Source organism: Proteus alimentorum, assembly GCF_002607735.1.
Lineage (GTDB): Bacteria > Pseudomonadota > Gammaproteobacteria > Enterobacterales > Enterobacteriaceae > Proteus > Proteus alimentorum.
In genome coordinates this window covers 28,007-54,616 of sequence record NZ_NBVR01000013.1, presented here as the reverse complement: position 1 = coordinate 54,616, position 26,610 = coordinate 28,007, and the positions used below count along the sequence as shown (strand labels likewise).

The following is a 26,610-nucleotide window of genomic DNA, read 5'->3' as shown; positions in this document are numbered from 1 at the left end:
TTATGAAAATCATAGAATATTATTTCAAACAATTTCGAACTATCGCATTACCTGATCGTGTGTATTTAAAGAATAAATTTATTCGTAACTTAGGTTATCAACCTAACTTTAAAATACCAACATCACTTAATGAAAAAATCAATGCACGTATGCTATTCGATAGAAATCCAATTTATACGCGCTTAGCAGATAAAATCAAAGTCAGAGATTATGTGATAGAAAAGATTGGCCCGCACTATCTAGTTCCTATCATTAACACCTATTCTCATCCTGATGAAATCGATTTCACTCAACTACCTTCACGTTTTGTGCTCAAATGTAATCATGACAGTGGTAGTACAATCATCTGCCTTGATAAAGCAACGTTTGATTTTGAAACAGCAAAGAAAAAGCTTCAATTTCATTTAAAACGTAATCTCTATCCCATCACTCGTGAATGGCATTATAAAAACATCAAAGCTCAAATTATCTGTGAAGAATATATTGATTTATTTGATACACCAAATCCAATGATACCAACGACTTGTCGTCTTCACTGCTTTAATGGCCAGCCTCATTATGCTGAAATTGATATTTCTGATACCAAAGGGAATGAGTATATAAATGTGTATGATACAAATTGGCAGTTACAACCCATCACATTAGAAAATCCCAACACACCAGAACGGGTTGAAAAACCAACTCAATTTGAAAATATGTTGCAATTAGCCGCTAAAATGGCAAATGACTTTAATTATTGTCGAGTTGATTTTTTAATGTCTGAAAATAGGCTTATCTTTAGCGAAATGACCTTTACTCCAAATGCAGGGCGCATCCCCATCAAACCTAAAGAGTGGGATTACAAATTAGGGGCATTGTGGTCATAAAAGAGAAAACTAAATAGGTGTAAATCGTTACATAAAACGATTACACCTATTTTTAAAAATTTCATTTTATGATGTCAATCTGTCAGTCGTTGTGGATGAGTAAACACCGTCGCTCTTCCACGACGACAAAAACCCACCAGCGTAACATTGTATTTATTAGCAACTTCAACCGCTAAAGAGGTTGCAGCAGAAACAGCAAATAAAATTTCAGCGCCACACATAGCCGCTTTTTGCACCATTTCATAGCTTGCTCGGCTTGAAACTAAGACTGCACCTTTATTCCACTTTTCTTGTGCTTTCATACCTAAAAGCTTATCAAGCGCCACATGACGACCGACGTCTTCACATCCTCCTTGCATTTCACCTTCTGGCGATAACCAAACAGCAGCATGTGTACAACCCGTTAGCTCACCGATTTCTTGAACCGTTGTCATCTGCTCTAAGGCTTTATCAAGATTTGAAAGTGAAAATGTTTGTGTAAAAGGTAACGGCGTAATTGGTCGGAAAATTTCTTCTAATTGTTCAGTTCCACAAATACCACAGCCCGTACGGCCAGTCATATTGCGGCGTCGCTCTTTTAATCCCATAAAGCGCCGGCTTGATAATTCAACTTGAACTTCAATCCCCCCGTTACAACTTTCCACAATTTCGATACTGCGAATTTCATTGGAAGATTCTATAATGCCTTCGGATAAAGAAAATCCGACAGCAAACAACTCTAAATTTTTAGGGCTTGCCATCATAACAACGTGAGAAATTCCGTTGTACACTAATGCAACAGGAACTTCGAGTGCAATATAATCGTCTTCTTGTCTGTTTAGCGATCCTTTGTGTTGCACAATTGTTTGATCTACGCCAATGATTACACGTTTAGTTAACAATTTTGTCGATTTTGTTTCATCCATAAGATGAATTCCTAAATTTATTAATACATAATAATAATACGGGTAAAACGATTTTACACTACCTACAGGCAATGAACCTGATCCTATTAAGGATAATAGGAATAAAAAAACAATCAGCTCCATTTTCGTGAAGAAAATCAGAGTCAGTAAAAGCAATGTATGATGAGGAGAGACCCATGCAGGTCAGCAGAAGGCAGTTCTTTAAGATCTGTGCTGGCGGTATGGCAGGTACAACAGCGGCGGCGCTCGGTTTTGCACCAGCAGTTGCGCTAGCTGGCTCACGTCAGTATAAATTACTGAGAGCCCGCGAAACCCGCAATACCTGTACGTACTGTTCTGTCGGTTGTGGACTATTAATGTATAGTCTGGGCGATGGCGCAAAAAACGCAAAAGAAACGATATTCCATATTGAAGGTGACTCAGACCATCCAGTAAACCGCGGTGCATTATGCCCTAAAGGTGCTGGTCTTGTGGATTTCATCCACAGTGAAGGTCGTTTAAAACACCCAGAATACCGTGCACCCGGCTCGGATAAATGGGTAAAACTCTCATGGGAAGAAACGTTTGATCGTATTGCGCGCTTAATCAAAAAAGACCGCGATGCCAACTTCCAGAAATTCAATAAAGAAGGTGTAGAAGTCAACCGTTGGTTAACAACGGGTATGCTTTGCGCCTCTGCAGCAAGCAATGAAACTGGGTTTTTAACTCAGAAATTCTCAAGAGCGCTTGGGATGCTGGCTGTCGATAACCAAGCGCGTGTCTGACACGGACCAACGGTAGCAAGTCTTGCTCCAACATTTGGTCGCGGTGCGATGACCAACCACTGGGTTGATATGAAAAATGCCAACCTTATCGTCGTTATGGGCGGTAATGCGGCAGAAGCACACCCTGTGGGATTCCGCTGGGCGATGGAAGCTAAAATCCATAATAACGCCAAGCTCATTGTTATTGATCCTCGCTTCACCCGTACTGCGGCTGTTGCGGATTTCTATACGCCTATCCGTTCTGGTACTGATATTACGTTCTTATCGGGCGTTATCTTATATCTGCTCGAAAATAAGAAATATCAAAAAGAATACGTTGAGGCTTATACCAATGCGAGCTTGATTGTCCGTGAAGACTATCATTTTGATGATGGTTTATTCAGCGGATATGATGCAGAAAAACGTAAATACGATAAAACCACTTGGAACTACGAGATGGATGAAAATGGTTTCGCAAAACGCGACACCACATTACAACATCCTCGTTGTGTCTGGAATCTGTTAAAACAACACGTTAGCCGTTACACGCCAGATGTGGTGACTCAGATTTGTGGTACACCAAAAGATGATTTCTTAAAAGTCTGTGAATATATTGCTGAAACAGCAGCGAAAGATAAAACAGCATCTTTCCTGTATGCATTAGGCTGGACTCAACATACTGTTGGTGCTCAAAACATTCGTACCATGGCAATGATCCAATTACTGTTAGGTAATATGGGTATGGCTGGTGGCGGTGTTAACGCACTACGTGGTCACTCCAATATTCAAGGCTTAACTGACCTCGGTCTATTATCGCAAAGCTTACCTGGTTATATGACGCTGCCTTCTGAAAAGCAGACTTCATTAGAAACCTACTTAGCGGCGAATACGCCAAAAGCGACAGTACCGGGACAAGTTAACTACTGGGGCAATTATCCTAAATTCTTCGTCAGTATGATGAAGACATTCTATGGTGATAATGCTCAACGTGATAATGATTGGGGCTTCTCACTGTTACCTAAGTGGGACAAACCTTACGACGTTCTACAATACTTCGACATGATGGATAAAGGTGAAGTCAACGGCTATCTCTGCCAAGGCTTTAACCCAGTGGCATCATTCCCGAATAAGAACAAAGTTATTCGTTCATTATCAAAACTGAAATTCCTTATCACCATGGATCCACTAAACACTGAAACTTCGTGTTTCTGGCAGAACCATGGTGAAGAGAACGACGTTAAAACAGCCGATATTCAGACAGAAGTTTTCCGTCTGCCGACAACCTGTTTCGCAGAAGAAGACGGCTCTATCGTTAACTCTGGTCGCTGGTTACAATGGCACTGGAAAGGTGCTGATGCCCCAGGTATTGCTATCCCTGATGCTGAGATTTTATCGGGTATTTTCCATCGTTTACGCCAGCTCTATAAAGAAGAAGGCGGAGCGATGCCAGAACAGGTGTTGAATATGACTTGGGATTACTTTGATCCTGATAATCCAACATCTGCAGAAGTTGCACAAGAAAGTAATGGTAGAGCATTAGCCGATTTAAAAGACGCTGATGGCAATATCATTCTGAAAAAAGGTCAACTGCTTAGCTCGTTCGCTCAGTTACGTGATGATGGTACAACAGCAAGTGGCTGTTGGATCTTCGCAGGTAGCTGGACAGAGAAAGGCAACCAAATGGCTAACCGTGATAACTCCGATCCATCAGGATTGGGTAATACATTAGGTTGGGCATGGGCATGGCCTCTTAACCGTCGCATTATTTATAACCGCGCATCGGCAGACCCACAAGGTCAACCATGGGATCCTAAACGTAAATTAATCGAATGGGATGGCAGCAAATGGACAGGTATTGATGTACCTGACTATAGTAACGCTGCACCGGGTTCTGATGTTGGTCCATTTATTATGCAGCCGGAAGGTATGGGACGTCTATTTGCTATCGATAAGATGGCAGAAGGTCCATTCCCTGAACACTATGAGCCAATTGAGACACCATTGGGGACTAACCCACTGCATCCAAATGTGGTTTCAAACCCAGCAGCGCGTATCTTTAAAGATGACTGGAAAGAGATGGGTAAAGCAGAAGATTTCCCATATGTCGGTACAACTTATCGTCTGACAGAACATTTCCACTTCTGGACTAAACACGCGCGCTTAAATGCGATTATTCAGCCACAACAATTTATTGAGATTGGTGAGCGTTTAGCCGCAGAAAAAGGCATTGTTCAAGGCGATACCGTTAAAGTCAGCTCAAAACGTGGTTATATCAAAGCGAAAGCGGTGGTCACTAAACGTATTAGAACCCTTGATGTTGATGGGCGCAAAGTGGATACCATTGGTATTCCTATTCACTGGGGCTTTGAAGGTGTTGCTGTGAAAGGCTTTATTGCGAATACGTTAACGCCATTCGTTGGTGATGCGAATACACAAACGCCTGAGTTTAAAGCGTTCCTTGTTAATGTGGAAAAGGTGTAAGGAGATAAATTATGTCACTGCAATCCCAAGACATTATTCGTCGCTCTGCTACCAATTCCCTCACTCCCGCGCCTAAGGTGCGGGATTACAAGGAAGAAGTGGCAAAACTTATCGACGTAACAACCTGTATCGGCTGTAAAGCCTGTCAGGTTGCTTGTTCTGAATGGAACGATATTCGCGATAAAATTGGCACTAACGTAGGTGTTTACGATAACCCAACTGACCTAACAGCAAAATCATGGACAGTAATGCGTTTCTCTGAAGTGGAAGAGAACGGCAAACTAGAGTGGTTAATTCGTAAAGATGGTTGTATGCACTGTGCTGATCCTGGCTGTTTAAAAGCCTGTCCAGCAGAAGGTGCAATCATTCAATACGCTAACGGTATTGTTGATTTCCAATCAGAACACTGTATTGGTTGTGGTTATTGTATCGCGGGTTGTCCTTTTGATGTGCCTCGCATTAATGAAGAAGATAACCGTGCTTACAAATGTACGTTATGTGTTGACCGTGTAGAAGTCGGTCAAGAGCCTGCATGTGTGAAAACCTGCCCAACAGGTGCGATTCATTTTGGTTCGAAAGAAGCCATGATCAATCTTGCTAGTGAGCGTGTTTCTGAACTGCAAACTCGTGGTTACGACAATGCAGGTCTTTATGATCCACAAGGCGTGGGTGGTACACACGTAATGTATGTTCTCCATCATGCTGACAAACCAAATCTGTACCACGGTTTACCAGAAAACCCTGAAATTAGCTCTACCGTTAAATTCTGGAAAGGTATCTGGAAACCATTGGCTGCTGTTGGTTTTGCCGCAACCTTCGCGGGTGCTATTTTCCACTATTTAGGTGTCGGTCCAAACCGTACAACTGAAGAAGATGAAGAAGAAGCACTCAAAGAGATGGAAGCATCTTCTAAAACACAGACCTCTGTGAATAAGGAGGAGCAGAAATGATGAAGAAGAAAGGTGATAAAATTCTTCGCCATACCGCGTCAGAGCGTATAAACCACTGGGTCGTTGTGATTGTCTTTCTGTTCACAGCGATCAGCGGCTTGGGTTTCTTCTTCCCATCTCTGAACTGGTTCATGAATATTTTAGGAACACCAGAACTGTCGCGCTTATTACACCCATTCGTGGGTAGCGTGATGGCGTTCCTCTTTATCTTTATGTTCTTCAGATATCTGAAGCACAACTTTATCGATAAAGATGACTTAGTCTGGGCTAAAAATATTCATAAAGTACTGCAAAATGAAGAAGCGGGTGATATTGGTCACTACAACCTTGGTCAGAAAGGGATCTACTGGACATTAAGTCTCAGTCTGATCTTACTGACGGTCAGTGGTGTTATCATTTGGCGCCCTTATTTCGCAGAGTATTTTTCAATCCCAGTGATTAGAATTGCCTTATTAGTTCACTCATTATCAGCCATCTTACTGATAATCACCGTATTGGTTCACGCTTATGCGGCATTCTGGGTGAAAGGTTCAATTCGTAGCATGATTGAAGGCTGGGTAACTCGTGGTTGGGCTAAAAAGCACCATCCTCGTTGGTATCGTGAAATTCTCGAAGAAGAGAAAAAAGAAGCCGAAAAGCAGTCACAGAAATAATGCCCTAAAGTGTATTTCTGAACAAACGGAGGCTTGATCAGCCTCCGTTTTTTATTCAATTTACGCCCGCATTTAAGACGTAAAAAAACAATAAAATCACGCTATTATTACCCACTGTCATGGCTTCATGTTTGCTTTTGATTTATTCTGAAGCCAAACCCTGTGGGTATTCACTCTAAAATTTATGATAATAGGAAGATAGAACGTTATGAGTATTCGCATCGTTCCTAAAGAGCAATTAGGTAAAGAGCAATCAGAAAAAGGAATTAGTTTTATTCCACCCGTATTATTCCCTAATCTGAAAAACCTTTATCAGCGTCGTGCTGAACGTTTTCAAACGCTGGCAAAAGATAATCCTTTCGCGGACTACCTTGAATTTGCGGCAGAAATTGTCAAAGCGCAAGAAAAAGCACTTCATGACAACCCATTAGTTGTCGATCTTGCCCCACTCCTTACGCAGCAAGTTGGTGTAGCGCCTTTAGATAGAAAAACGTTCAAACGCAGTAAACATTGGCATGCTTTATTAGCCTCGATTATTGCTGAATTACGTCCAGTTGTGCCTGAAAGTGCCACTATCACTTTAGAAAATCTCGCTAAAGCGTCTGAAACTGAATTAGAAGAGATGGCAACGGCACTACTTAATGATGAATATTCAAAAGTCTCAGCCGATAAATCTGTCTTTATTTGGGCAGCATTGTCTCTTTACTGGGCACAATTAGCGGCGAATATTCCGGGTAAGGCTAAAACAGAATACGGTGAAAATCGTCAATTTTGCCCAGTTTGTAACAGTATGCCGGTGGCAAGCATGGTACAAATCGGCACAACACAAGGTTTACGCTATTTACACTGTAATTTATGTGAAACACAGTGGCATGTTGTACGCATTAAATGCACCAACTGTGAATTAACAGGTAAATTAAATTACTGGTCTTTAGACAGCGAAAATGCCCCAGTGAAAGCAGAAAGCTGTGGTGATTGTGGAAGTTATCTGAAAATTTTATATCAAGAAAAAGATGCCAATGTGGATGCTGTCGCTGACGATTTAGCGTCTATTGTTCTTGATGCAAAAATGGAAGAAGAAGGCTTTGCTCGTAGTAGCATTAATCCATTCCTGTTCCCAAATGAATAATAATTAGGTATTAGCATGACAAATGATACGCGCTCACTTTATAGCCAATTACCGTCTATTGATAAGTTACTGCACCAAGCAGACATTCAAGCCCTAGCGGCTTCTTATGGTCAGACATTTATTGCAGAGCATTTACGAAAGTTACAAGAAGAAGCGCGTATCATTATTCGTCAAGAAAACCAGTTACCACCATGGCATAAACATTGGGCTGATGAATTAAAAAATCGCATTACATTACAACGAAAATCCTCGATTAAACCTGTTTTCAATTTAACAGGTACCGTTTTACACACTAATCTAGGGCGTGCATTAATGGCAGAATCGGCCATTGAAGCCGTTAGCCAAGTTATGCGCTCACCAGCGACCTTAGAGTATTCTCTTGATGGTGCTTCAAGAGGACACCGTGATCGCGCTATTGCTGATTTGTTATGTGAGTTAACAGGCGCAGAAGATGCCTGTATCGTTAATAACAACGCAGCAGCCGTTTTACTGATGCTCGCAACGGTTGCCCCCAATAAAGAGGTTGTGGTTTCTCGTGGTGAACTAGTCGAGATTGGCGGTGCTTTTCGTATCCCTGATGTGATGACGCAAGCTGGCTGTACACTCAAAGAAGTGGGAACAACAAACCGTACTCATCTTAAAGATTATCGTAACGCCATTAATGAAAATACGGGTCTGCTAATGAAAGTTCATACTAGCAACTATTGTATTCAAGGCTTTACAGCAGAAGTACATGGCGACGAGCTTGCCGCACTAGGTAAAGAGGTAAACTTACCCACCGCTATTGATTTAGGCAGTGGCTCAATGACGAATTTAGCCGCCTTAGGTTTACCTTCAGAGCCAATGCCTCAAGATTATCTGCAACAAGGTATCGATCTTGTTACCTTCTCTGGTGATAAATTATTAGGTGGTCCTCAAGCGGGAATAATCTTAGGTAAAAAAGTGTGGATTGAGGCGATTCAACGCCATCCTTTAAAGCGTGCATTACGGGTTGATAAAATGACATTAGCGGCTTTAGGCGCCACATTACGCCTTTATCAGCAACCTGAAAAAATGGCTGTTGAAATTCCGACATTACGTTTGTTAACTCGGACACAAACAGAAATTAATGATATGGCGCAACGGTTATTGCCTCATTTTCAGGCATATTATGGGGATAACTACCATATCACGATATCCTCATGTGCTTCTCAAATAGGCAGTGGTTCGTTACCTATTGAAAGTTTACCGAGTGCAGCACTTACCTTTGAAGCCAAAGATGGAAAAGGTAGCCAATTAGATGCGTTAGCTGCGCATTGGCGTAATTTAGAAAAGCCGATTATTGGTCGAATTACTGATGGTCGCCTGTGGCTTGATCTGCGCTGTCTTGAGGATGAAAATGCATTAATACAGGCACTTTTACTATGATTTTTGCGACAGCAGGTCACGTAGACCACGGAAAAACCACACTTATACAGGCCCTTACTGGGGTAGATACTACCCATTTACCTGAAGAGAAAAAACGAGGCATGACCATTGATTTAGGTTATGCCTATTGGCGTCAAGACGATGGAACTTCAATTGGTTTTGTGGATGTTCCCGGTCATGAGAAATTCCTTTCAAATATGCTCTCAGGTGTCGGCGGGATCTCTCATGCGCTATTAATTGTGGCTTGTGACGATGGCGTTATGGCACAAACCATCGAACATATTTCTATTTTACGTCTTGCTGGCTGTCCTCAAGTTACTGTTATTCTCACCAAAGCAGATCGCGTTACGCCAGAACGAATTGAAGAAGTGCGTTCACAAACAATGGATGTATTAGCCAATTTAGGCTGGCAACAACCTGACTTTTTTGTCACCTCTGCCCCTTCTGGAGAGGGCATTTCAGCGCTTCGCCACTATCTGGTTAATCTGCATCAGCAAGAGCAACAACACCCTCAATGGCATAAGCGTTTTCGTTTAGCAATAGACCGTGTTTTTAGCATTAAAGGCGCAGGATTAGTTGTCACAGGCACCGCACTTGCGGGACAAATTTCTGTTGGTGATACCTTTTGGTTAACAGGCGCAGATAAACCCGTAAGAATAAGAGCCTTACATGCACAAAATCAGCCCGTAGAGAGTGCTGGTGCAGGTCATCGTATTGCAATTAACATCACAGGTGATGTCAGCAAAGAAAACGTCTCTCGTGGTGATTGGTTGCTTTCTCAAGCACCTAACTATCAATCTCATAAAATATTAGTCAGTTTAATTGCGGATAAACCTTTAACACATTGGCAGCCTGTACATATTCACCACGGTACACGTCATATTACGGGCCGTGTTGCTCTTTTAAATGATGTTAATGAAACACCACAGTTAGCGGAGCTTATTCTTGATGACCCCCTTTGGCTGGTGGATAACGACAGACTTATCTTGCGCGATATCAGTGCTCAACGCACCTTAGCCGCAGCGAAAGTCTTATCTTTGCACTCGCCACGTAGAGGCAAACGACAAGCCGAATTTTTAGCTTGGTTACACCAACTTGATAATGCAGACAGTGTCAGTGCTAATTTAGCGTTATGTTTACCAAAAGGTGAACTCTCTCTAAATCAGTTTTCTTGGGCTCAGCAATTAACTGAAAGTGCGTTGACGCAGTTATTAAAAACCTTTGATCTTGTTAGCGTTGCTGGCGTTATTCTTTCTAAAGAGAATGCTGATAACGCAAAACAGAAATTACTCGATACCCTTGAGGAATATCACCAACAACATAATGATCAAATGGGTGTCGGTCGTTCTCGTTTAAAACGAATGGCACTACCGACTTATCATGATGAATTGGTCTATTACTTAATTGATCAATTACGTAAAGAAGGTGCGATTAACCAAAGTCGTGGTTGGCTTCATCTTCCAACCCATGGACTTGCTTTTTCTCCAGAACAAGATGCGCTATGGCAAAATGCTAAAGTCTATTTTGAGCAATCCGAACCTTGGTGGGTACGTGATCTAGCCAATGAAATGAAAAATGATGAGAAAGTGATCCGCTCATTATTACGCAAAGCGGCACAATTAGGTTTAATTATTCCGATTATTGCCGATCGCTACTATACACACCAATCAATAGAAAAATTTGCGTCTATCATTGTGAAATATAATGAGAGTAATGGCAGTGTCACTGCTGCCGACTTCCGTGATGAATTATCTGTTGGGCGTAAATTAGCCGTACAAATCTTAGAGTATTTTGACCGCACTGGTTTTACTCGCCGCAAAAAAGATCTTCATATTTTACGAGACAAAGGGTTATTCTAAATACAGATATTAACTTAGGCTAAATAAAGTTATTTAGCCTATTTAAGGTTATCGCCTACAATATTTGTAAAATATCCCCTTTATTCTTTATCACTATACTCGGAAGAGATATGAAAAAAATATTAGGAAGTGCTTATCTTGCACTTATTCTTATTGCCTCACTCTTTATTATTTTTGAGAAATCAACGTTTATTTATACTGCACTTCTTTCAGTCGGTGCTTATCTTATTCTTTTTTCTCTTTGCTTTATTTTATCAGCTCGTGTCTTATTTTCGGTTATTACCACCGGTACACTCTTCCTGATAACTAAGTTTATTAATCAACTCAAAGTCCATTATTACAAAGAAACATTAATGTTCTCTGACTTTGATTTGGCGTTTGATAGCTCTAATTTAGGAACATTAGGTCATTATTGGGAAGCCGGTGTTGCATTGATTGCGATGCTAATATGGCTTCTTATCAATATGTCTATTGCTTGGCATTTTTCCAAGAAATCACGCCTAGGCTTACGTATAAGTAGCTTACTTTTAGTGATCATTGGATTTACTACAATCCATTTCACCGTAGAAAAATGGCAAGCTGAATGGGAAAGTACACTTCCGGGAGGACGAGGTACTGTCACTAATTTAATCATGTCTGGCTATCAAAAGGCTTATCACCCTCCTTATTTCAATGAAAGTGCAGATTACTTCCTTGAACAAGCGAAAAAAACCGTATTACCCGAAACACAGACAGACATAAAACCTGACATTGTTGTTTTATTACAAGAATCGACAGTTAATCCTCATATTTATCAATTTGATACAGATATTGCACTGCCTGATTTATTTATGTTCCAAAAAGATGAAGGGGTCAGTGCGCAAAGCCCTTTACGAGTACAAACCTTTGGTGGTGGTACTTGGCTTTCTGAATTTTCTGTATTAACAGGGTTAAATACGGATGATTTTGGTGCGCGTAAAAACTCCGTATTCTATTTTGTTGTTGATAATCTGAATGAAAGTTTATTCCGCCAATTAAAAGCTGAAGGTTATTATACGGTTTTACTCACTCCGTTTAATCGTAGTGCTTACCATGCTGGTTACGCTTATGAAAAAATGGGAATTGATGAAATTATTCAACCTCAAGAGCTTGGCTACCCAGGAACATTAGAGGAAAATCTCTGGAAAATATCAACGGTAGATATGCTGGGTTACGTTGAAGAAGTACTGAAAAAGCGGACTGACAAACCATTATTTATATTCTCATTAACCATGTATGAGCATGGTCCTTATGATGAATCACATAGAGATATGTACCAAATTACAGGTCATACAGAAAGCAATAATGCACCGGGTAAATTTAACCACTATATGGAAAAAATTATTACCAGTGATCCAGCAATTAAAGATTTCTCTAATTTTGTTGCACAAAGAGAAAAACCGACGATGTTCCTCTATTTTGGTGATCATCAACCCAATATTGAGCTAAATAATTATCAGTCACCTTTTAATAATCCTGCATATATTACTCAGTTCACCCTAAGAGATAACCTATCGCAAGGTGCGCCAATCACCATGGGTGAATTAACTGATATTAGCTTCTTAGGGGGCATGATCTTAGAGCGTGCTCGTTTACCATTATCTCCTTTCTACAAAGCAAACATTCAAATGCGCCACTTATGTGAAGGCAAATTAAATGACTGTGAAGACGAGAAATTAGTTAATAGCTATAAAAATTATATCTATGACAAACTGAAAGTCGCAGGTAGTACAAATAATTAATTTTTATTACTTGGATAAACGATGATCGGGATAATAAATCCCAAAAGATAAGTAATTTCAAAAGGAAAGAGGCTAACTATTTAGCCTCTTTTTTATTTCAAAAAAACAAACGTACCATTATTTGCGTGTTGCAACAATCACACTTGATGCTTTCACTAGCGCTAAAACATCACTGCCTTTTGCCAGTTTCATTTCTTGTAAACTTTCATTTGTAATCACAGCAGTCAGCTCTAAACCTTTAGCTGTTTCTAAATGAACAGTAGAGTTCACTGCACCTTGTACGATTTGAGTCACTTTTCCTGCAAATTGGTTACGTGCAGAGAAATTTAAGCCACAATCAGGCAGTGCTAATACAACCCATGGTGCTTTAATAATCGCAATTGCTTCACCCTCTTTTTTGATCTTTAAACTGTCACAACTCTCTTTAGTAATAATTGTGGCCAGTTTTTCACCATGCGCTAAAGATAAAATGACTTCGCTATTAACGGCACCTTCAATAATATCAACAACTTTACCGACTAACTGATTGCGTGCTGAAACTTTCATTTATCCACCTCTATTGTTGATGAGAAATTATATTAATAACACTATCAAGTTATTGGAGTAACTTTAGCATAAATATCATTAAATAAATTATTCTTAGATCATGGTTTAAAGTTTATTTGTTATTTAAAAACATAACGTTATAAACAAATATAGCTAACGAATCATAATTAGCTTATTAAAATCGAATAAATATAAATATTTTAGAACGTTATGTTTTTAGCACTATCAATATAAACAAAATAGATAACTTAATGCCTCTCTGTATTAAAAGGAATTTAAGCTATCTATCATTAAAATTAACTAAATATACTTATTGCCCATTTTGAGCAAATGACGCTAATAAGTGTAAAGCCGAAGAGTAATAATCTGTATCTTTACTTAAATCGACATCTTCAATAGGTGTTTTCATCGTTAAATCTCTCACTGCCATCATACCGGGAGTAAGGTTATATTCAGCGCGCTCTTGAGCATCAATACTTACCCAAGCAGGGGTTTTATAGCGATCAAATTGCTGCCAATACTGCACAAAAGGTTGTAATGCTAATTCATCATGTGCCCAAGCTAAATAAAGCGGAATACGTATTGCATCAAAGCTAAATCGTGCAGGCCATTTTTCACTAGGCTCTATCTTTCCATCCTGAAACAAACTTACCCAGTCTGTGGGTAATTGATATTCACCAAATCGCATATTTCTAAGTAAAGACTGGCTATCATTAATTAACGCTTTCCAACGAACGTCTTTACTCGTGCGGTAAAAATCTTTCCATGCAGGGAAAATAAAATAGGATGGGTTAATAATAATTTCTTCTGGCGTTTTAAAGCCATTAATACCGGGTAAAAGCACAGTATAATTTTTTGTCTTAACTAAAGTATGTTCCAGAATGGCGTGTTGAATAGAATCAGAAGCTGAAAGATAACTTTCGTCATTCCATTTCTCACCCGCTTTTAATAATGCCCACGCAATTAAGATATCACCATCTGTTGCATTATTAGGATCAGGGGTATGTTCACTCTTTTCGGGCTCATAACGCCATTTAAATAACCCTAAATCGCCACGATAAAGGGAGGTGGCTGTCCAGCGCCATAACGTATTAAATGTTTCATGATCATCACTCATCACCGCCATTAACATGCCATAGCCTTGACCTTCAGAGTGTGAAATATTTTTGTTAGCGCTGTCTATAACTCGCCCATCATCCTTAATATAGCGCTCTTTAAATTGTTGCCATCCTAATTGAGTATCTGCTGCCTGTATTAAGGGAGAAACCATAAGCAACAAACCTAAAATAAAAAAGGTAGAAAATAGATAATGACAACGAGATAAGTGTCTAAAAGACATTGCCTTTCTCTCCTGCTATTGCCGACCGCAATCTTATTTCGGTCGGCACATTGCATATTATTTCAATATAAACTCAAAAGATAGCAACTATCTTTTGTGTTTCACTTACTTCATCTTCTTCTATAACTTCTGTTTTGGGTAACAATGTTTTTTCACAAAAGTCCCGCATCCAAGAAGTAAATTCTTCTTTTAACGCAGAATTATGTAGGCCATATTCAACAAAAGCTTTCATATAGCCTAGCTTATTACCACAGTCATGTGATTTACCCACTAAGGTATATGCTTCAGCGACTTCTTTTTTCAATAATAAATCAATCGCATCTGTTAATTGAATTTCACCCCCTACACCAGCAGGTAGACCATCTAATAATTACCAGATAGCTTCAGAAAAAACATAACGGCCAACAACAGAAAGATTAGAAGGCGCATCTTCAGGATTTGGTTTTTCTACGATACGACGAATAGGCGCCCAATTACCTTGAGGACAGAAAACACCTTCACAATCTACAACACCATATTGTTGCACTTGGCTCATTGGCACTGGTTCAACCATGATTTGGCTACGTTCTGTTTTTTCAAAACGTTTTATCATTGCTGATAAATTATCATGTTGAGGATCGCAATAATGTGCATTCAATAAAACATCGGGCAGTAAAACAATAAATGGATTATTGCCAATAACTGGGCGCGCACAGCAAATTGCGTGACCTAAACCTAAAGCATGGCCTTGGCGAATTTGGACAATCTTGACATTGTCAGGACAGATTGAACGCACTTCTTCTAATAATTTATTTTTAATACGCTGTTCCAGCATATTTTCTAATTCAAAGCTGGTATCAAAATGATCCGCAATTGAATTTTTAGAAGAGTGAGTAACTAAAATAATTTCCTCAACACCAGCCTGAGCACACTCTTCAACAATATATTGAATTAAAGGGCGATCAACGATAGGCAGCATTTCTTTAGGAATTGATTTCGTTGCAGGTAACATACGAGTACCTAATCCAGCAACAGGGATAACCGCTTTCATCATAATAAAATCCTCTAATAGATATTTATCTAAAACTAATATTTAGTATTATTTTAAATTTACTCTTATATTTCATCAGGAATGCTAGATATATTTTAAAAATAGTCACCTCCCTCTTCGTTAAAAAGAGATAACTTTATTTTCATATATCTTTATTAAAAATAACTTTCTATTTAAAACCCGGAATAAAACCCATATTTATTACCACCCATTTCTTTTATGGAATAAAGTGTTTCATCTGCAGATTTTAATAATTCAGATAATGTTTTTCCGTCTTTAGGATATTCAGCAATACCTAAACTAATTGAAGGAGTTAACATAAAATCCGAATTAATATTGATGGGTTTTTCCATTGATTTCCAAAGTGATTCTATTATTTCTAACAAAATCACAGAACAAGAACGTAATCCTTTAGGGAAAAGCACAGCAAACTCATCGCCACCAAGTCGTCCACAATAGACTTCGTTATTTTCTAATTGTGACAACCGTTTTGATATTTCACACAATACTTTATCGCCTGCATGATGCCCAAATTGATCATTAATAGATTTGAATTTATCGCAATCTATAATACCAAGGCAAAATGAAGAAGGCTGTGAAATATTTAATCGTTCATTTTCAATTTTTTCAACGATACTTAATCGGTTAGATATTCCAGTTAATGAATCAATATAGCTTTTATTAAATAACTCATTTCTTAGCTCTACCTTATCAGTAATATCTAAGCTAATAAATACATAATGAGAAATTAAATTACTTTCATCAAATACAGGAATAATACTAACATCTTCCCATATATCTTTTTGTGCATCGATATTTCTTTTGGCTTCTAATCGATAGACGCCATTATTATCATTATTACCATTTACACAATAATTAATTTGATTCTCATCAATTAAGTTAAATAAGCTGTATTTTTTACCTTTTATATTTTCAAAATGAACATTATTAAATTCACAATATTTTTCATTTGCATAAATAATGATGCCATTAATATCTGTTACTAACATCATGAAAACATTATTAGTAAATTGCTTTATTAATAAGCATTTAGAATTATCATCATTAAATATCATTTCATTCATTTTTGACCTCCTATGCTCATCAATAAAGCATATATATTATTATTCGGCTGATGAGTTATGTGCATAGCGAAAAATAAAGACATCTTTTGCATCTGTCGGTTGGCGATGTACTTGCATTTTGACATTACCACCTTGATTCGTTAGCCAGCCTTCATATAACCCCTCTAAAACACCCGTACTTGCAACACGCCACTGAGCATCATCTTGGCTTTGTGTAAAGTGAGGCCATGCACAATGAACCAGTAACAGCTCACTCATTGCAGGAGATATCGTGACAAAACCCCATTTAAATAGCGTTAATACACGATTAATATGTGATTCAAGTAATTGAATATTTTCGCTTTCGGGTAATGGATAACGTAAGGCAATATCTTTACCTATATTCCTTAATTTATTTCCAGCAGTAGAAATATCATTGTCATTTAAAATTTGAAAAAATAATAATTGAGTTAGATCTTGCCAGCCACTTTCAAACGGTAATTGTAAGATATCACTGTCATGCTTATTCATTATTTGTCTCCTTAATTATTTAGACAGGAAGTCTGGGGTATATTTTAAGTGTAACCACATATTATCTTCAGCATAATCACCCGATGTATCATGCGATAAGCTGACACCTAACTCTGTTTCTTTGTTTAAATAATATTTCGCGTCTAAACCTAATCTGTAAGTGAAATTTGTTTCGTCTTCTTCTTCGTACTGAGATTTAATACGAGGATCGCTCGCATTCTTTTTATTTAATGCGTTTTGCATATAACCATGCGTTGGAAAATAATCACTGCCTTTTTGTTTGTAACTTTGTATCCCTATTGCACCATTTAATGAGACTTCACCTTTTTCAAAACGGCGGGTATAAGCAACAGGCAATGAAACAGACACATAATCTTGTGGACTAAAGTAACCGCCGTGCCCTAATGAGAAGTAGTTTTGGTTATTTCTAAAGTTCATATAATCAACATGCACACCTGCTTTTACTTCTTGTTGATCATCTTGATAGAACTTAGCATAAGAACCAATCCACGCTTTTACTTCATCATTACTCGCAACACTTTTACCTTCGTAGTTATAGAAACCACCACCAGCATAGGCGCCAATTTTTCCATCATCCCAAGCATATTGAACTTTAGCGCCGTTACGTGTTACGCGCCCCCAACTTTCACCTGTCATGGGATCAGTACGCCCCATATAAGAAAGTAGACTATCTTTTATGGCTCTGCGCTCCGCAGTCAGTGTTAATTGCCCATTTTGGCTAATTTGAGGCGAATATGTGAGGCCACCGACAACCGTTGCCGTATCTTTACCTAATGGCGTTGAACCCACATCAAAGCGGAGATCCTTGTCTGATAAACGCAATCCTAATTCAACACCAGAAGCACGTTGGCTACCTGCTTCATCGGCATTAATTTTGTTTTTCTCATCATGGTTGTCGCTATTTTTAGCAAAGCGTTCAGCATGTTGAAGCTGACCAGAGCCAAAGCGGTTAGCTCTTTCTCCGGAAACCGAGCCACTTGTCATTGAAACGGGGTTAACACTAAATTCCCAACGGAACTCTTCACCAGGAACACTCGAGATACTCATTGGCGCTGAAATTTCAGTGACGTTAGATAATCCTTTATCACCATTACGATGACGTATAGCCACACCACCTTGTACCCAAGGTGAGACTTTCTCTTCTAGTTCTCGAATAGAACGTTGAACCGATGCCATCTCTTTATGTTCATAGATAGAACCTGCAATAGTAGGATTATCACTCCCTCCTAATGCCCTTAATTGACCTGCAGAGGTTTTTAATGTGCTATCACTGTTTTGCCATTGTGCACTACGCAGTAATGTCAATGCTTTGCGATTCTCACCATTTAATTGTGCAATTTGCGCGGCTTGTAATAAATAAGTAGGTTGTGAAGATGAAGGAATTTGCTGCAATAACTGTTGTGCTTTTCTTCCATCTTTTTGTGCTAATGCCACTTCGATTTGAGCTTGGATTAATTTGCTATCTTTTCCTTGCTCTTTTTCTAAGTAAGAAAGAATTTTGTTTGATTGTTCAGGCATGGATTGCGCTAAATAAACACGACTTAATGCCATTAATAAATCGGGATCATTCGGTGACGCTTTTAAAGCAACCACTAGCGTGTCATAAGCCGCTTTCATTTCACCTTTTTCGCGTAGGCTATCTGCTTGCACAACTTTAGTGGCAACTTCTAAACGTTTTTTCTCAACAATCGGTGTTTCTTGTTGTAAAGCAGGATCATTAATCAAGCTAGATGCCTGTGTATAATGACCTAATTCATTGAGAACATTGATATGGCCAGCGTAGTTACCTACTGAGCCTTTAGTGCCTTTTGCAATATCACTTTCAACTAATTGCAACGCTTCATCGTTTAATCCACTGTTAACCAATTTCTCTGCTAATTCACCCACATCATTTGGATAATCAGCGACTTGATTCATTAATGGACGTAAAATATTACGCATTGCCACAAGGTTTCCTGCTTGACGATAATGGTCAGCTTGCGCAAGTTGGCGATGAAAACGCGCACGCTGTAATAACGCTTTTTCAGCTTCAGTTTGTTGATTATGGCTACTTAATAAGTTAAAAACTTTATCCCACTCTTTTTGCTCAACATAAAACAGAGAAACCACATAATCAGAATCTCGTGTTCTACGGTTTTGTAGCTGTGAAATAACATTTTTTGCGCCAACATTGTCACCATCAGCGACCATTAGGCGTGCTAAATCAAGGTAAACCCAGTTATTTTGCGGGTTTTTACGTTGAGCTTGTAAAAGCAATTGTCTTGCTTGAACTCGATTACCATTTTCTAACGCTTTTTGTGCTTCACGGCGTAATTTCTCTGAAGGATCTGTATTCGCAGTCAGTTTTTGACGCAAAGAGGCAGATTGTTGAGCCAGTAATTGTTCTGCTTTTGTATTCTGTCCTTCTTGAACTAATAAATAGTAATAAGCAGAAATCACTTTTTCATTACGGCTATTTTGCTGATAAAGCCCTGACAGCAATTGGTGAGCAGCAGGTAAATTACCTTGCTTACGGAATAAATCAGCTTGTAATAAGTTGGCAGACAATCCTTTTTCACCGGAAGCCCCCGTTAATGGTGCTAATTGATCAAGAGCTTGTTGAATATTCCCTTGTTTAGCGCGTTGTTGTGCACTGTGTAATTGCGCATAAAAACCCGCATCTTCCGCTTGCTGCTTCCATTTACTGCCTTGTTCGCCACCTGATTGCGCAGCTTGGTTTAATAAACGCTGACCTGTGGTTAAATCACCAGAACGTAATGCGATATAACCTAAACCCGCTAAGGCTTGTGCATCATTGTTATCTGTTGCTAAAGCTTGTTTGAAATAACCTTCGGCTTCTTTTAATTTACCTTTATTTAATGCGGTATAACCTGCTTGGCGTGCATTACCTTGAATAGCGCCTTGGAAATGCTCTGCAACGGCTTTATCGTTCGGGTTCGCTTGCAAATAGGTTTTATATAACACTTCATCATCAGGACGAACATTCAGCCATAACAGAGCTTGACGCATACCTTTTTTGGCTGACTCATCACCTGAGATATTACCTAAAATAGTAATACCTTCACGACGCGTCTCTTCGTTATACGTTAGCGTTAATCCTAATGCTTTTTGCGTTTCTTTATTATCAGGCATTAATGCAGCACGTTGCTTTAATCCCGTAATAGCTTGAGGCAACATAGCGGGCACACCAGCCATGGTTTGATAATATTCTAACGCCAGTGTTTCAGGTGGCTCACTGCTAACAAATAAACGTTGATACGCTTTTATTGCTTCTTCATGTTGCCCTTTTTTGGCTAACTCTCTGGCATATCCTAATTGTTGTTCACTAAATTGTGATGATCGGATGTTTTTTAATCCTTCAATTCGCGGATCTTGCGGTGCAATTTGCGCAAGTTTTTCTCGCCAATATGTTGCTTGTTTTTCATTACCTTGTTGCGCTGTAAAGAATGCCATTAAATACAGCGCATCCTGATTATTGCTTTCCATAATCAGGACTTTTTGCAGTGCTTCTACTGCACGTTCATCGTGCGCTCTACCATGCCAATAATTAGCTTGTTCAATAAGAGAACTGACAATATTTGGATCCGTTGCTGTTGTATTGGCTTCAACTGCGGTTGCCTGTACTTGGCTTGAAGCTCCTAGAATGCAACCTGCATAAATAACTTTAACGATGATATTAAGTGCGTGATTTTTCATCTTATATCCCCCCTTATTTGTCTGAACGATACTGTGATATCTGATGTAAACGACGAGTTGAACGACGCTGTAACCAGTAATAAGTCACGAAGCCCGTCAGCGCACAAAAACCAACAGCTAAAAGACCCAGCAAATAGACGTGTCTAGAGCTATACCAAAGGAATTGTTGTAAGAAAGGTAAGTCACCTTGCGAAAAGTGTTCACCTAAATGGAAACTTTTTACGGTGTCTTTACCACTAATAAGAGTGATATCGCCTTTAATGGCCGCATTTATTTGGGCTAAATTTAAGTCATTAATAATGGTTTTTATCGAATCATTACCTTTAGCTGTAACCAATACGACAACTCTATCGCTTGCCCAAGGTGAGATAAAACTCATCATGCCACGCCAATCTTTCACTGAAGATAAGTAACTTGCAGCATCACCACTTTGAGATAAATAATCGCCAGCAATCCAACCTTTTGCTTTATCAATCAATGATTGTGGTTTGATTTCGACGTTTTTATTTAAAAATGAGAATGTTTGTTGTGAAAAACGAGCGGGTAAAAATCCCTCACTATTTAATGAGCCAATCGCTAGCACATCGTGTTGAGAGAGGTTATTTTTCTCAAGCTCTTTAGCCCCTAAGAAAACCGAAGCATGAGAAACCGGTGTACCTGTGGAATAACCTGATCTCGCCATTAAGTTCACTAAGGTATAAAGCTCTTCTATTGTTGGATTTTCAGGTAATAGCAGTGTGGTTTGTGAAAAATCTGCACGGCGACTAAATGGGAATGACGCTCCTGAAAAATAAGCCAAGTTCGGCATTCTTGAATAGTGCCAAGTATTTTTAAATTGCAACGTAGATTGCGGATCTATTTGGCTAATTAAGCTACTGCCATCCGTTAAAATACACGGTGAATCATCAGGTTCACGTAAATCAAAATAAAACTGTAATTGGTTCTGACTATAAATTTGACGAGGATTTAAATAGAGCGTGCTATTTTGCTGTTCGCTCTCCATTCCTAGCCATTGTCTTAACATACCTAAAGGCTCTGAACGCGCTGGATACAATGCACCTAAGAATTGGTTATTCAAAGAGACAATTAATGAAGAACGACGACTATTTAGTTTATCCGAATGGGGAAAAACATATTTCAAATCTAAAGGCAGTGCATCACCATCCCACCAAAAGAGATCGGGAGAGACACGAAACGAAAACTGATTTGGTGCATGGTTAATACCTTGGCGTGAGAAATCATCACTATTATTGGCAATTTGACTTAACAAAACCGGTTTATTGGTATTTAACCAACGAGGTGCATCGTAATCCTTACTCATGGCAAGCGTTTGAGAAGGCACCACTAAATGATCGTTTTGTGGCAATTTACCGTTGCTTAACGCCCATACTGCTTGGCGAAGAGATTTCTCATTATCACCGCTGATCAGTAATAATTTGAAAACAGGATCGACGGGGTTATCAACAATGGTTAATTGCCCACTATTTCCTGAAGGTAAGGTAATACCGGCAATAGTCTGTCCTGAATAGCCGACTAAAATGCCATCACTTTCAGGTAACTGATTCATTAAAACAGGTAAATCAACTTGCTTAATATCATGGCTAAAACTGCCAAACCATGATGCAGCAATGGCTGCTGTTGTTACCTCTGCATGGTCAGGTTTATCTGACAATATGATAGGTAACGAGGTCGCTGTCATTCTGTCAGGATCAAAGAACGGTAGGGGCAATCGTTCCAGACTATACCCGCCATTAATCCAGCGACCTCGATAATCTAATGATGAATCTGGTGAAATAACCAAACTTAATCCTTCAGCCAGCGGAGGAATACATTGGTTTTCATCCAATGCATCACGATTAGCTAAACGAAAGCTGAGGTTATTCACATTCGTCAACATCATTTCAGGAATTTCTAAAACATATTCATGCTCTTGCCCCCCCTCTTCTAAAGGCAGAAATCCCATAGGTTGACCATTTAACATTAAGTGAAGTGTTTGATCAGATTGAATTAATCCTTGAGACGCTTTCACTTTCATCGTTAATGTGGCGTTATCAATAAATAAATCGTTCGCCATATTAAAAGTCACACCAGAAAGTAATTTTCTTCCTGATAGCACGATAGGTGATGGACTTCCCATCTGTGCCAATGTTAATTGCTCTTCAATATTACGCGCTTCAGACAATACGCCATCTTCAAGTTGGATCGCGTTATTCGCATTTTGTTGCACAGGCGAATGAGTATAAGAAGTCGGGTCAGGTAAAACCTCCCCGCCTAGCTCTAACATTCCAGTACCTGCTTGAGAAAGATGAATACTTGCGATCGCTATCGCCGTCAGGCTTAGCATTAATGTCAGTTTCTTTTTCATGCTTAGTCATCCCCGTTAATAGATTGCACAGAGAGTGAAGCTTTTGCTTTTGTTCTTGTTGCTGGTGCTTTCACTTTTTGGCGACGACCAAAGAACAGTTCAAAAATACAACGTGTAATGCCTGCCAATTCTTTAAATGGCTTGTCTTTATAATCTGCTTGATGGATCCATGCATCAGCACGACCAAAGACAATGCGCACCAATTTACGGCGAAGATTTAAATCAATAGGTAAGAATTCAAGACGCAGTTGATTGCTTTCTAAACTCACCATATCAACAGGAACAGTCACTTCATCTCGTTGTACATTCAGGGTGATTGAAGTGACATTACGTTGACGAAGTTCAGACATCTTATTCACGGCAATGCGAACCCCCCCCATTGAAATATCTTCAGTGGTCGTTGTTAACTCAGCGCCATCATCAAAATGTAACGTAATCGGTAGAGATGCATTGATTCGAGTATTCTTACGAATTTGTCGTGTCTCTTTTCCTACTGAGATAGAGGCAAGAATGATAAATAAACTGTAAGTCGCCCAAACAAGGTTTAAAACAATAACCAATGGATCAATGCCTTGGAAGTCATTTAATAGGTAGCGGATAACAACCCATGAAATCCCAGTAATAAGAAGAAGTGCAGTAATAATTAATGGACGTACAGTGAGGTAATCCATATAGCTTTTATCAAGCAAGTCACCTTTATCTGTTACGTTAAATTTACCTAATTTTGGTGAAACTAAGCTCAGTAAGGTAGGTAGTACCAAACTAAATGCCATAACGGTTTCATAAATTTCTCCCCAAAAAGAGTAACGGTATTTACCGATATTTTTCGAGTTCACATAAACCGACATGATTAAGTGTGGCAATGCATAGGCAAATATCATGCTTGCGGAGGAAGCGATAATATTAAGGTTAAATAACATAAACAGTAACGGCGCAGTCAAGAAAATGATACGAGGCAAACCGTACTGAAAGTGGAGCATGGCATTGAGATAGCATAAACGCTGAGGGAATGTTAAACCACGACCCAGCATTGGATTATCAACGCGGAATATCTGAGTCATTCCTCTAGCCCAACGAATACGTTGGTTAACATGTAATGCTAAACGTTCTGTTGCAAGACCTGCGGCTAAAGGAATATCAATAAATGCAGAGTTCCAACCTAAGCGTTGTAATTTAAGCGCAGTGTGCGCATCTTCGGTTACCGTTTCAACGGCAATACCACCGATTTCTTCAAGCGCACTACGACGCATAACAGCACATGAACCACAGAAGAATGTCGCATTCCAGTTATCATTGCCACGTTGAACAGGGCCATAGAAAAGAGCACCTTCATGCGGTGCGTCTTTCGCCGCACTTAAGTTACGTTCAAATGGGTCTGCTGAGTAGAAATAGTGTGGAGTTTGGATCAGCGCTAATTTTGGATCTTCAAGGAAGCTCCCGACTGTTGCTTGCAAGAAAATACGTGTTGAGATGTGGTCACAGTCAAAAACACAGATTAACTCACCGTCTGTTAATCCCATAGCATGATTTAAATTACCCGCTTTAGCGTGATCATGAACTTCACGTTCAATGTAAGTTACACCAACATCACCAGCGAATTGTTTAAATTCTTCACGGCTACCATCATCCAATATATAAACTTTCATTTTATCTTGCGGATAATCGATAGCTTGTGCAGCTAGGACGGTATCACGTACAACATTCAAGCTTTCGTTATATGTTGGAATATAAATATCAACAGTAGGCCATTGAGAAACATCTTTAGGTAAAGGCGCGATCTTTCTATTTAATGGCCATGACGTTTGGAAGTATCCTAGAACTAATATTATCCAAGAATAAATCTCAGCCATGAATAAACCACTACCTAAAACAGCCTCAATAGTTGTATTAAAATTTAAGGTATTTGTGGCACGCCAGTAGAGATAACGCGTTGACATCAACAATGAAATAAAAACCATTGTTAATAATCGTTTTTTTGATTTTTTAAAACCGATAACAAATAACAGCAATATATTGATAATACCGAATATATATTGTTGCTCGGCGCTCATTGGCATAACAATGAGTGAAAACATTGTTATCAATAGAAAAGCCGTAATTAATGTTTTAACTATTTTATTCATAAACCCATACCTTTGTCATCGCCATAGATCTTTTCTTAAGACAAAGGCACCCCATCGACATTAATAAATATCGAAAAGAAATAAACTTATCTTAAAAAATAAAATAACAATGGCTAAAGATTGACACCAGTCAATATTATTTATTTACACAAAGAGTTTTGCTTATTTAGATTAGACAGAAGCAATAAATGACAATATATCTTTTAATGATATATTCTCATGAGCATGAACTCTATCCGTTTCTTTGCTATCAAATATTTTATTATCTGCTAACAAATTTTGCTTACTCTTAATTAAATTGTCTTTCTTTGCTTTAACAACTAAAGCATCCTGGTGATAAGAAGGGATAGACGATGAAGTAACAGGCTGTTTTGGTTCGTTTTTCACTACAAGTGAAGTTTCAGAAAACGTATCATTACTTAGATTACTAATATTATTATTATCTTCTTTATTTATCACTACTGGTTCTATTTTATTATCAACATCTTGTATTGTAGAGGAAGAAAACTCTTGAAAAGCAAAGGCATCTTCCTGAAACTTATCTTTTAGGTTACTAATATCATCATACATAGTGTGGCCCCTTTAATAACAGTACTCTAAACCTTGTTCAATAATTTGATGCTCATCCCAAATAAGGAAGAGAGAACCTTATAGATAATTTTCACAATAATTTAAGAATATATCTTTATAAATTCATATTTAAACTCTCATTAAATCATCAATTAATGAACATCAACTATGTAGGGTAAAATAATCTTATAAACACTGATCTATTTAATTACAAATAAGCATCATCCGATTAGGAGTAATGATTATTTAAATTAAATTGTATAATTATTTTAATGAAAAAGACAACATCAAAAAAAGTGTAAAAAATAAAACAACTCTCATTTTCACTTTATAAAAATGGGTACTTTTACTTAATTTTATATTTATTATCACCATCAAAAATAGCGTCTTTTTTACCTAAAAAAATAGATTTAAAAACCAGATAATAACTATAGTTAACTAATAACAATTTGTATAAATTTTATAAAAATAAAATTCCAAAATAATCATTTGTTGATATTGTTTCTTCTAAAAATCAAAGAACCCATCGAGATCAATTTTAATAAACTCTATTTTTTTATTCCCCAAAAGAT

General features: G+C 38.5%; 17 protein-coding genes and 1 pseudogene. 8 read left to right on the top strand and 10 right to left on the bottom strand.

From position 1 onward, the window contains the following. Window positions 1-2 precede the first annotated feature (2 nt). Complete coding sequence (locus tag B6258_RS02080) at window positions 3-866, top strand: ATP-grasp fold amidoligase family protein (protein ID WP_099073884.1); 864 nt, start codon at window positions 3-5, stop codon at window positions 864-866. Between the two features lie 74 nt (window positions 867-940). Here B6258_RS02080 and fdhD read toward each other — a convergent pair whose 3' ends face one another. Further along, on the bottom strand, window positions 941-1,771 hold the full coding sequence (gene fdhD / locus B6258_RS02075) for a formate dehydrogenase accessory sulfurtransferase FdhD (RefSeq protein WP_099073883.1): 831 nt from the start codon (window positions 1,769-1,771) through the stop codon (window positions 941-943). Window positions 1,772-1,947: 176 nt separating this feature from the next. Between fdhD and fdnG the strand changes: the two genes are divergently transcribed. The 7 genes from fdnG to B6258_RS02040 all read left to right on the top strand — a co-directional run bounded on the left by fdnG (window position 1,948) and on the right by B6258_RS02040 (window position 12,753). Further along, on the top strand, window positions 1,948-4,995 hold the full coding sequence (fdnG, locus tag B6258_RS02070; RefSeq protein WP_099073882.1) for a formate dehydrogenase-N subunit alpha: 3,048 nt from the start codon (window positions 1,948-1,950) through the stop codon (window positions 4,993-4,995). A gap of 11 nt (window positions 4,996-5,006) precedes the next feature. Further along, complete coding sequence (gene fdxH, locus B6258_RS02065; protein WP_099073881.1) at window positions 5,007-5,945, top strand: formate dehydrogenase subunit beta; 939 nt, start codon at window positions 5,007-5,009, stop codon at window positions 5,943-5,945. Next, a complete protein-coding gene (gene fdoI / locus B6258_RS02060) occupies window positions 5,942-6,598 on the top strand; it encodes a formate dehydrogenase cytochrome b556 subunit (protein WP_099073880.1) in 657 nt (218 codons plus the stop codon). The genes fdxH and fdoI overlap by 4 nt, the downstream gene beginning before the upstream one ends. 208 nt (window positions 6,599-6,806) lie before the next feature. After that, on the top strand, window positions 6,807-7,727 hold the full coding sequence (gene fdhE, locus B6258_RS02055; RefSeq protein ID WP_099073879.1) for a formate dehydrogenase accessory protein FdhE: 921 nt from the start codon (window positions 6,807-6,809) through the stop codon (window positions 7,725-7,727). Window positions 7,728-7,742: 15 nt separating this feature from the next. Then, entirely contained in the window at window positions 7,743-9,134 is a 1,392-nt protein-coding gene (gene selA / locus B6258_RS02050) for an L-seryl-tRNA(Sec) selenium transferase (protein ID WP_099073878.1), read from the top strand. Next, on the top strand, window positions 9,131-10,993 hold the full coding sequence (gene selB, locus B6258_RS02045) for a selenocysteine-specific translation elongation factor (RefSeq protein ID WP_099073877.1): 1,863 nt from the start codon (window positions 9,131-9,133) through the stop codon (window positions 10,991-10,993). Before selA ends, selB begins: the two co-directional genes overlap by 4 nt. A 110-nt stretch (window positions 10,994-11,103) precedes the next feature. Beyond that, window positions 11,104-12,753: a sulfatase-like hydrolase/transferase gene (locus B6258_RS02040; protein WP_099073876.1), complete on the top strand. Its 1,650-nt coding sequence runs from the start codon at window positions 11,104-11,106 to the stop codon at window positions 12,751-12,753. A gap of 117 nt (window positions 12,754-12,870) precedes the next feature. Here B6258_RS02040 and B6258_RS02035 read toward each other — a convergent pair whose 3' ends face one another. The 9 genes and pseudogenes from B6258_RS02035 to B6258_RS01995 all read right to left on the bottom strand — a co-directional run bounded on the left by B6258_RS02035 (window position 12,871) and on the right by B6258_RS01995 (window position 26,038). Beyond that, the gene (locus B6258_RS02035) at window positions 12,871-13,299 is read right to left on the bottom strand and encodes a TOBE domain-containing protein (RefSeq protein WP_099073875.1); all 429 of its coding nucleotides are present in this window, start codon (window positions 13,297-13,299) and stop codon (window positions 12,871-12,873) included. A gap of 310 nt (window positions 13,300-13,609) precedes the next feature. Next, on the bottom strand, window positions 13,610-14,638 hold the full coding sequence (locus B6258_RS02030; RefSeq protein WP_099073874.1) for a family 8 glycosyl hydrolase: 1,029 nt from the start codon (window positions 14,636-14,638) through the stop codon (window positions 13,610-13,612). Between the two features lie 73 nt (window positions 14,639-14,711). Next, window positions 14,712-15,671: pseudogene (gene galU, locus B6258_RS02025) on the bottom strand (UTP--glucose-1-phosphate uridylyltransferase GalU). Between the two features lie 170 nt (window positions 15,672-15,841). After that, window positions 15,842-16,753: a sensor domain-containing diguanylate cyclase gene (locus B6258_RS02020; protein ID WP_099073873.1), complete on the bottom strand. Its 912-nt coding sequence runs from the start codon at window positions 16,751-16,753 to the stop codon at window positions 15,842-15,844. A 39-nt stretch (window positions 16,754-16,792) separates the two neighbouring features. Further along, window positions 16,793-17,263: a cellulose biosynthesis protein BcsD gene (gene bcsD, locus B6258_RS02015; protein ID WP_099073872.1), complete on the bottom strand. Its 471-nt coding sequence runs from the start codon at window positions 17,261-17,263 to the stop codon at window positions 16,793-16,795. Between the two features lie 15 nt (window positions 17,264-17,278). Beyond that, window positions 17,279-20,980: a cellulose biosynthesis protein BcsC gene (locus B6258_RS02010; protein ID WP_099073871.1), complete on the bottom strand. Its 3,702-nt coding sequence runs from the start codon at window positions 20,978-20,980 to the stop codon at window positions 17,279-17,281. A gap of 13 nt (window positions 20,981-20,993) precedes the next feature. After that, window positions 20,994-23,345, bottom strand: coding sequence for a cellulose biosynthesis cyclic di-GMP-binding regulatory protein BcsB (bcsB, locus tag B6258_RS02005; protein WP_099073870.1), 2,352 nt, complete (start codon window positions 23,343-23,345; stop codon window positions 20,994-20,996). Window positions 23,346-23,347: 2 nt separating this feature from the next. Continuing rightward, window positions 23,348-25,468, bottom strand: coding sequence for a UDP-forming cellulose synthase catalytic subunit (gene bcsA, locus B6258_RS02000; RefSeq protein ID WP_099073869.1), 2,121 nt, complete (start codon window positions 25,466-25,468; stop codon window positions 23,348-23,350). Window positions 25,469-25,639: 171 nt separating this feature from the next. Then, entirely contained in the window at window positions 25,640-26,038 is a 399-nt protein-coding gene (locus B6258_RS01995) for a hypothetical protein (RefSeq protein ID WP_099073868.1), read from the bottom strand. Window positions 26,039-26,610 lie beyond the last annotated feature (572 nt).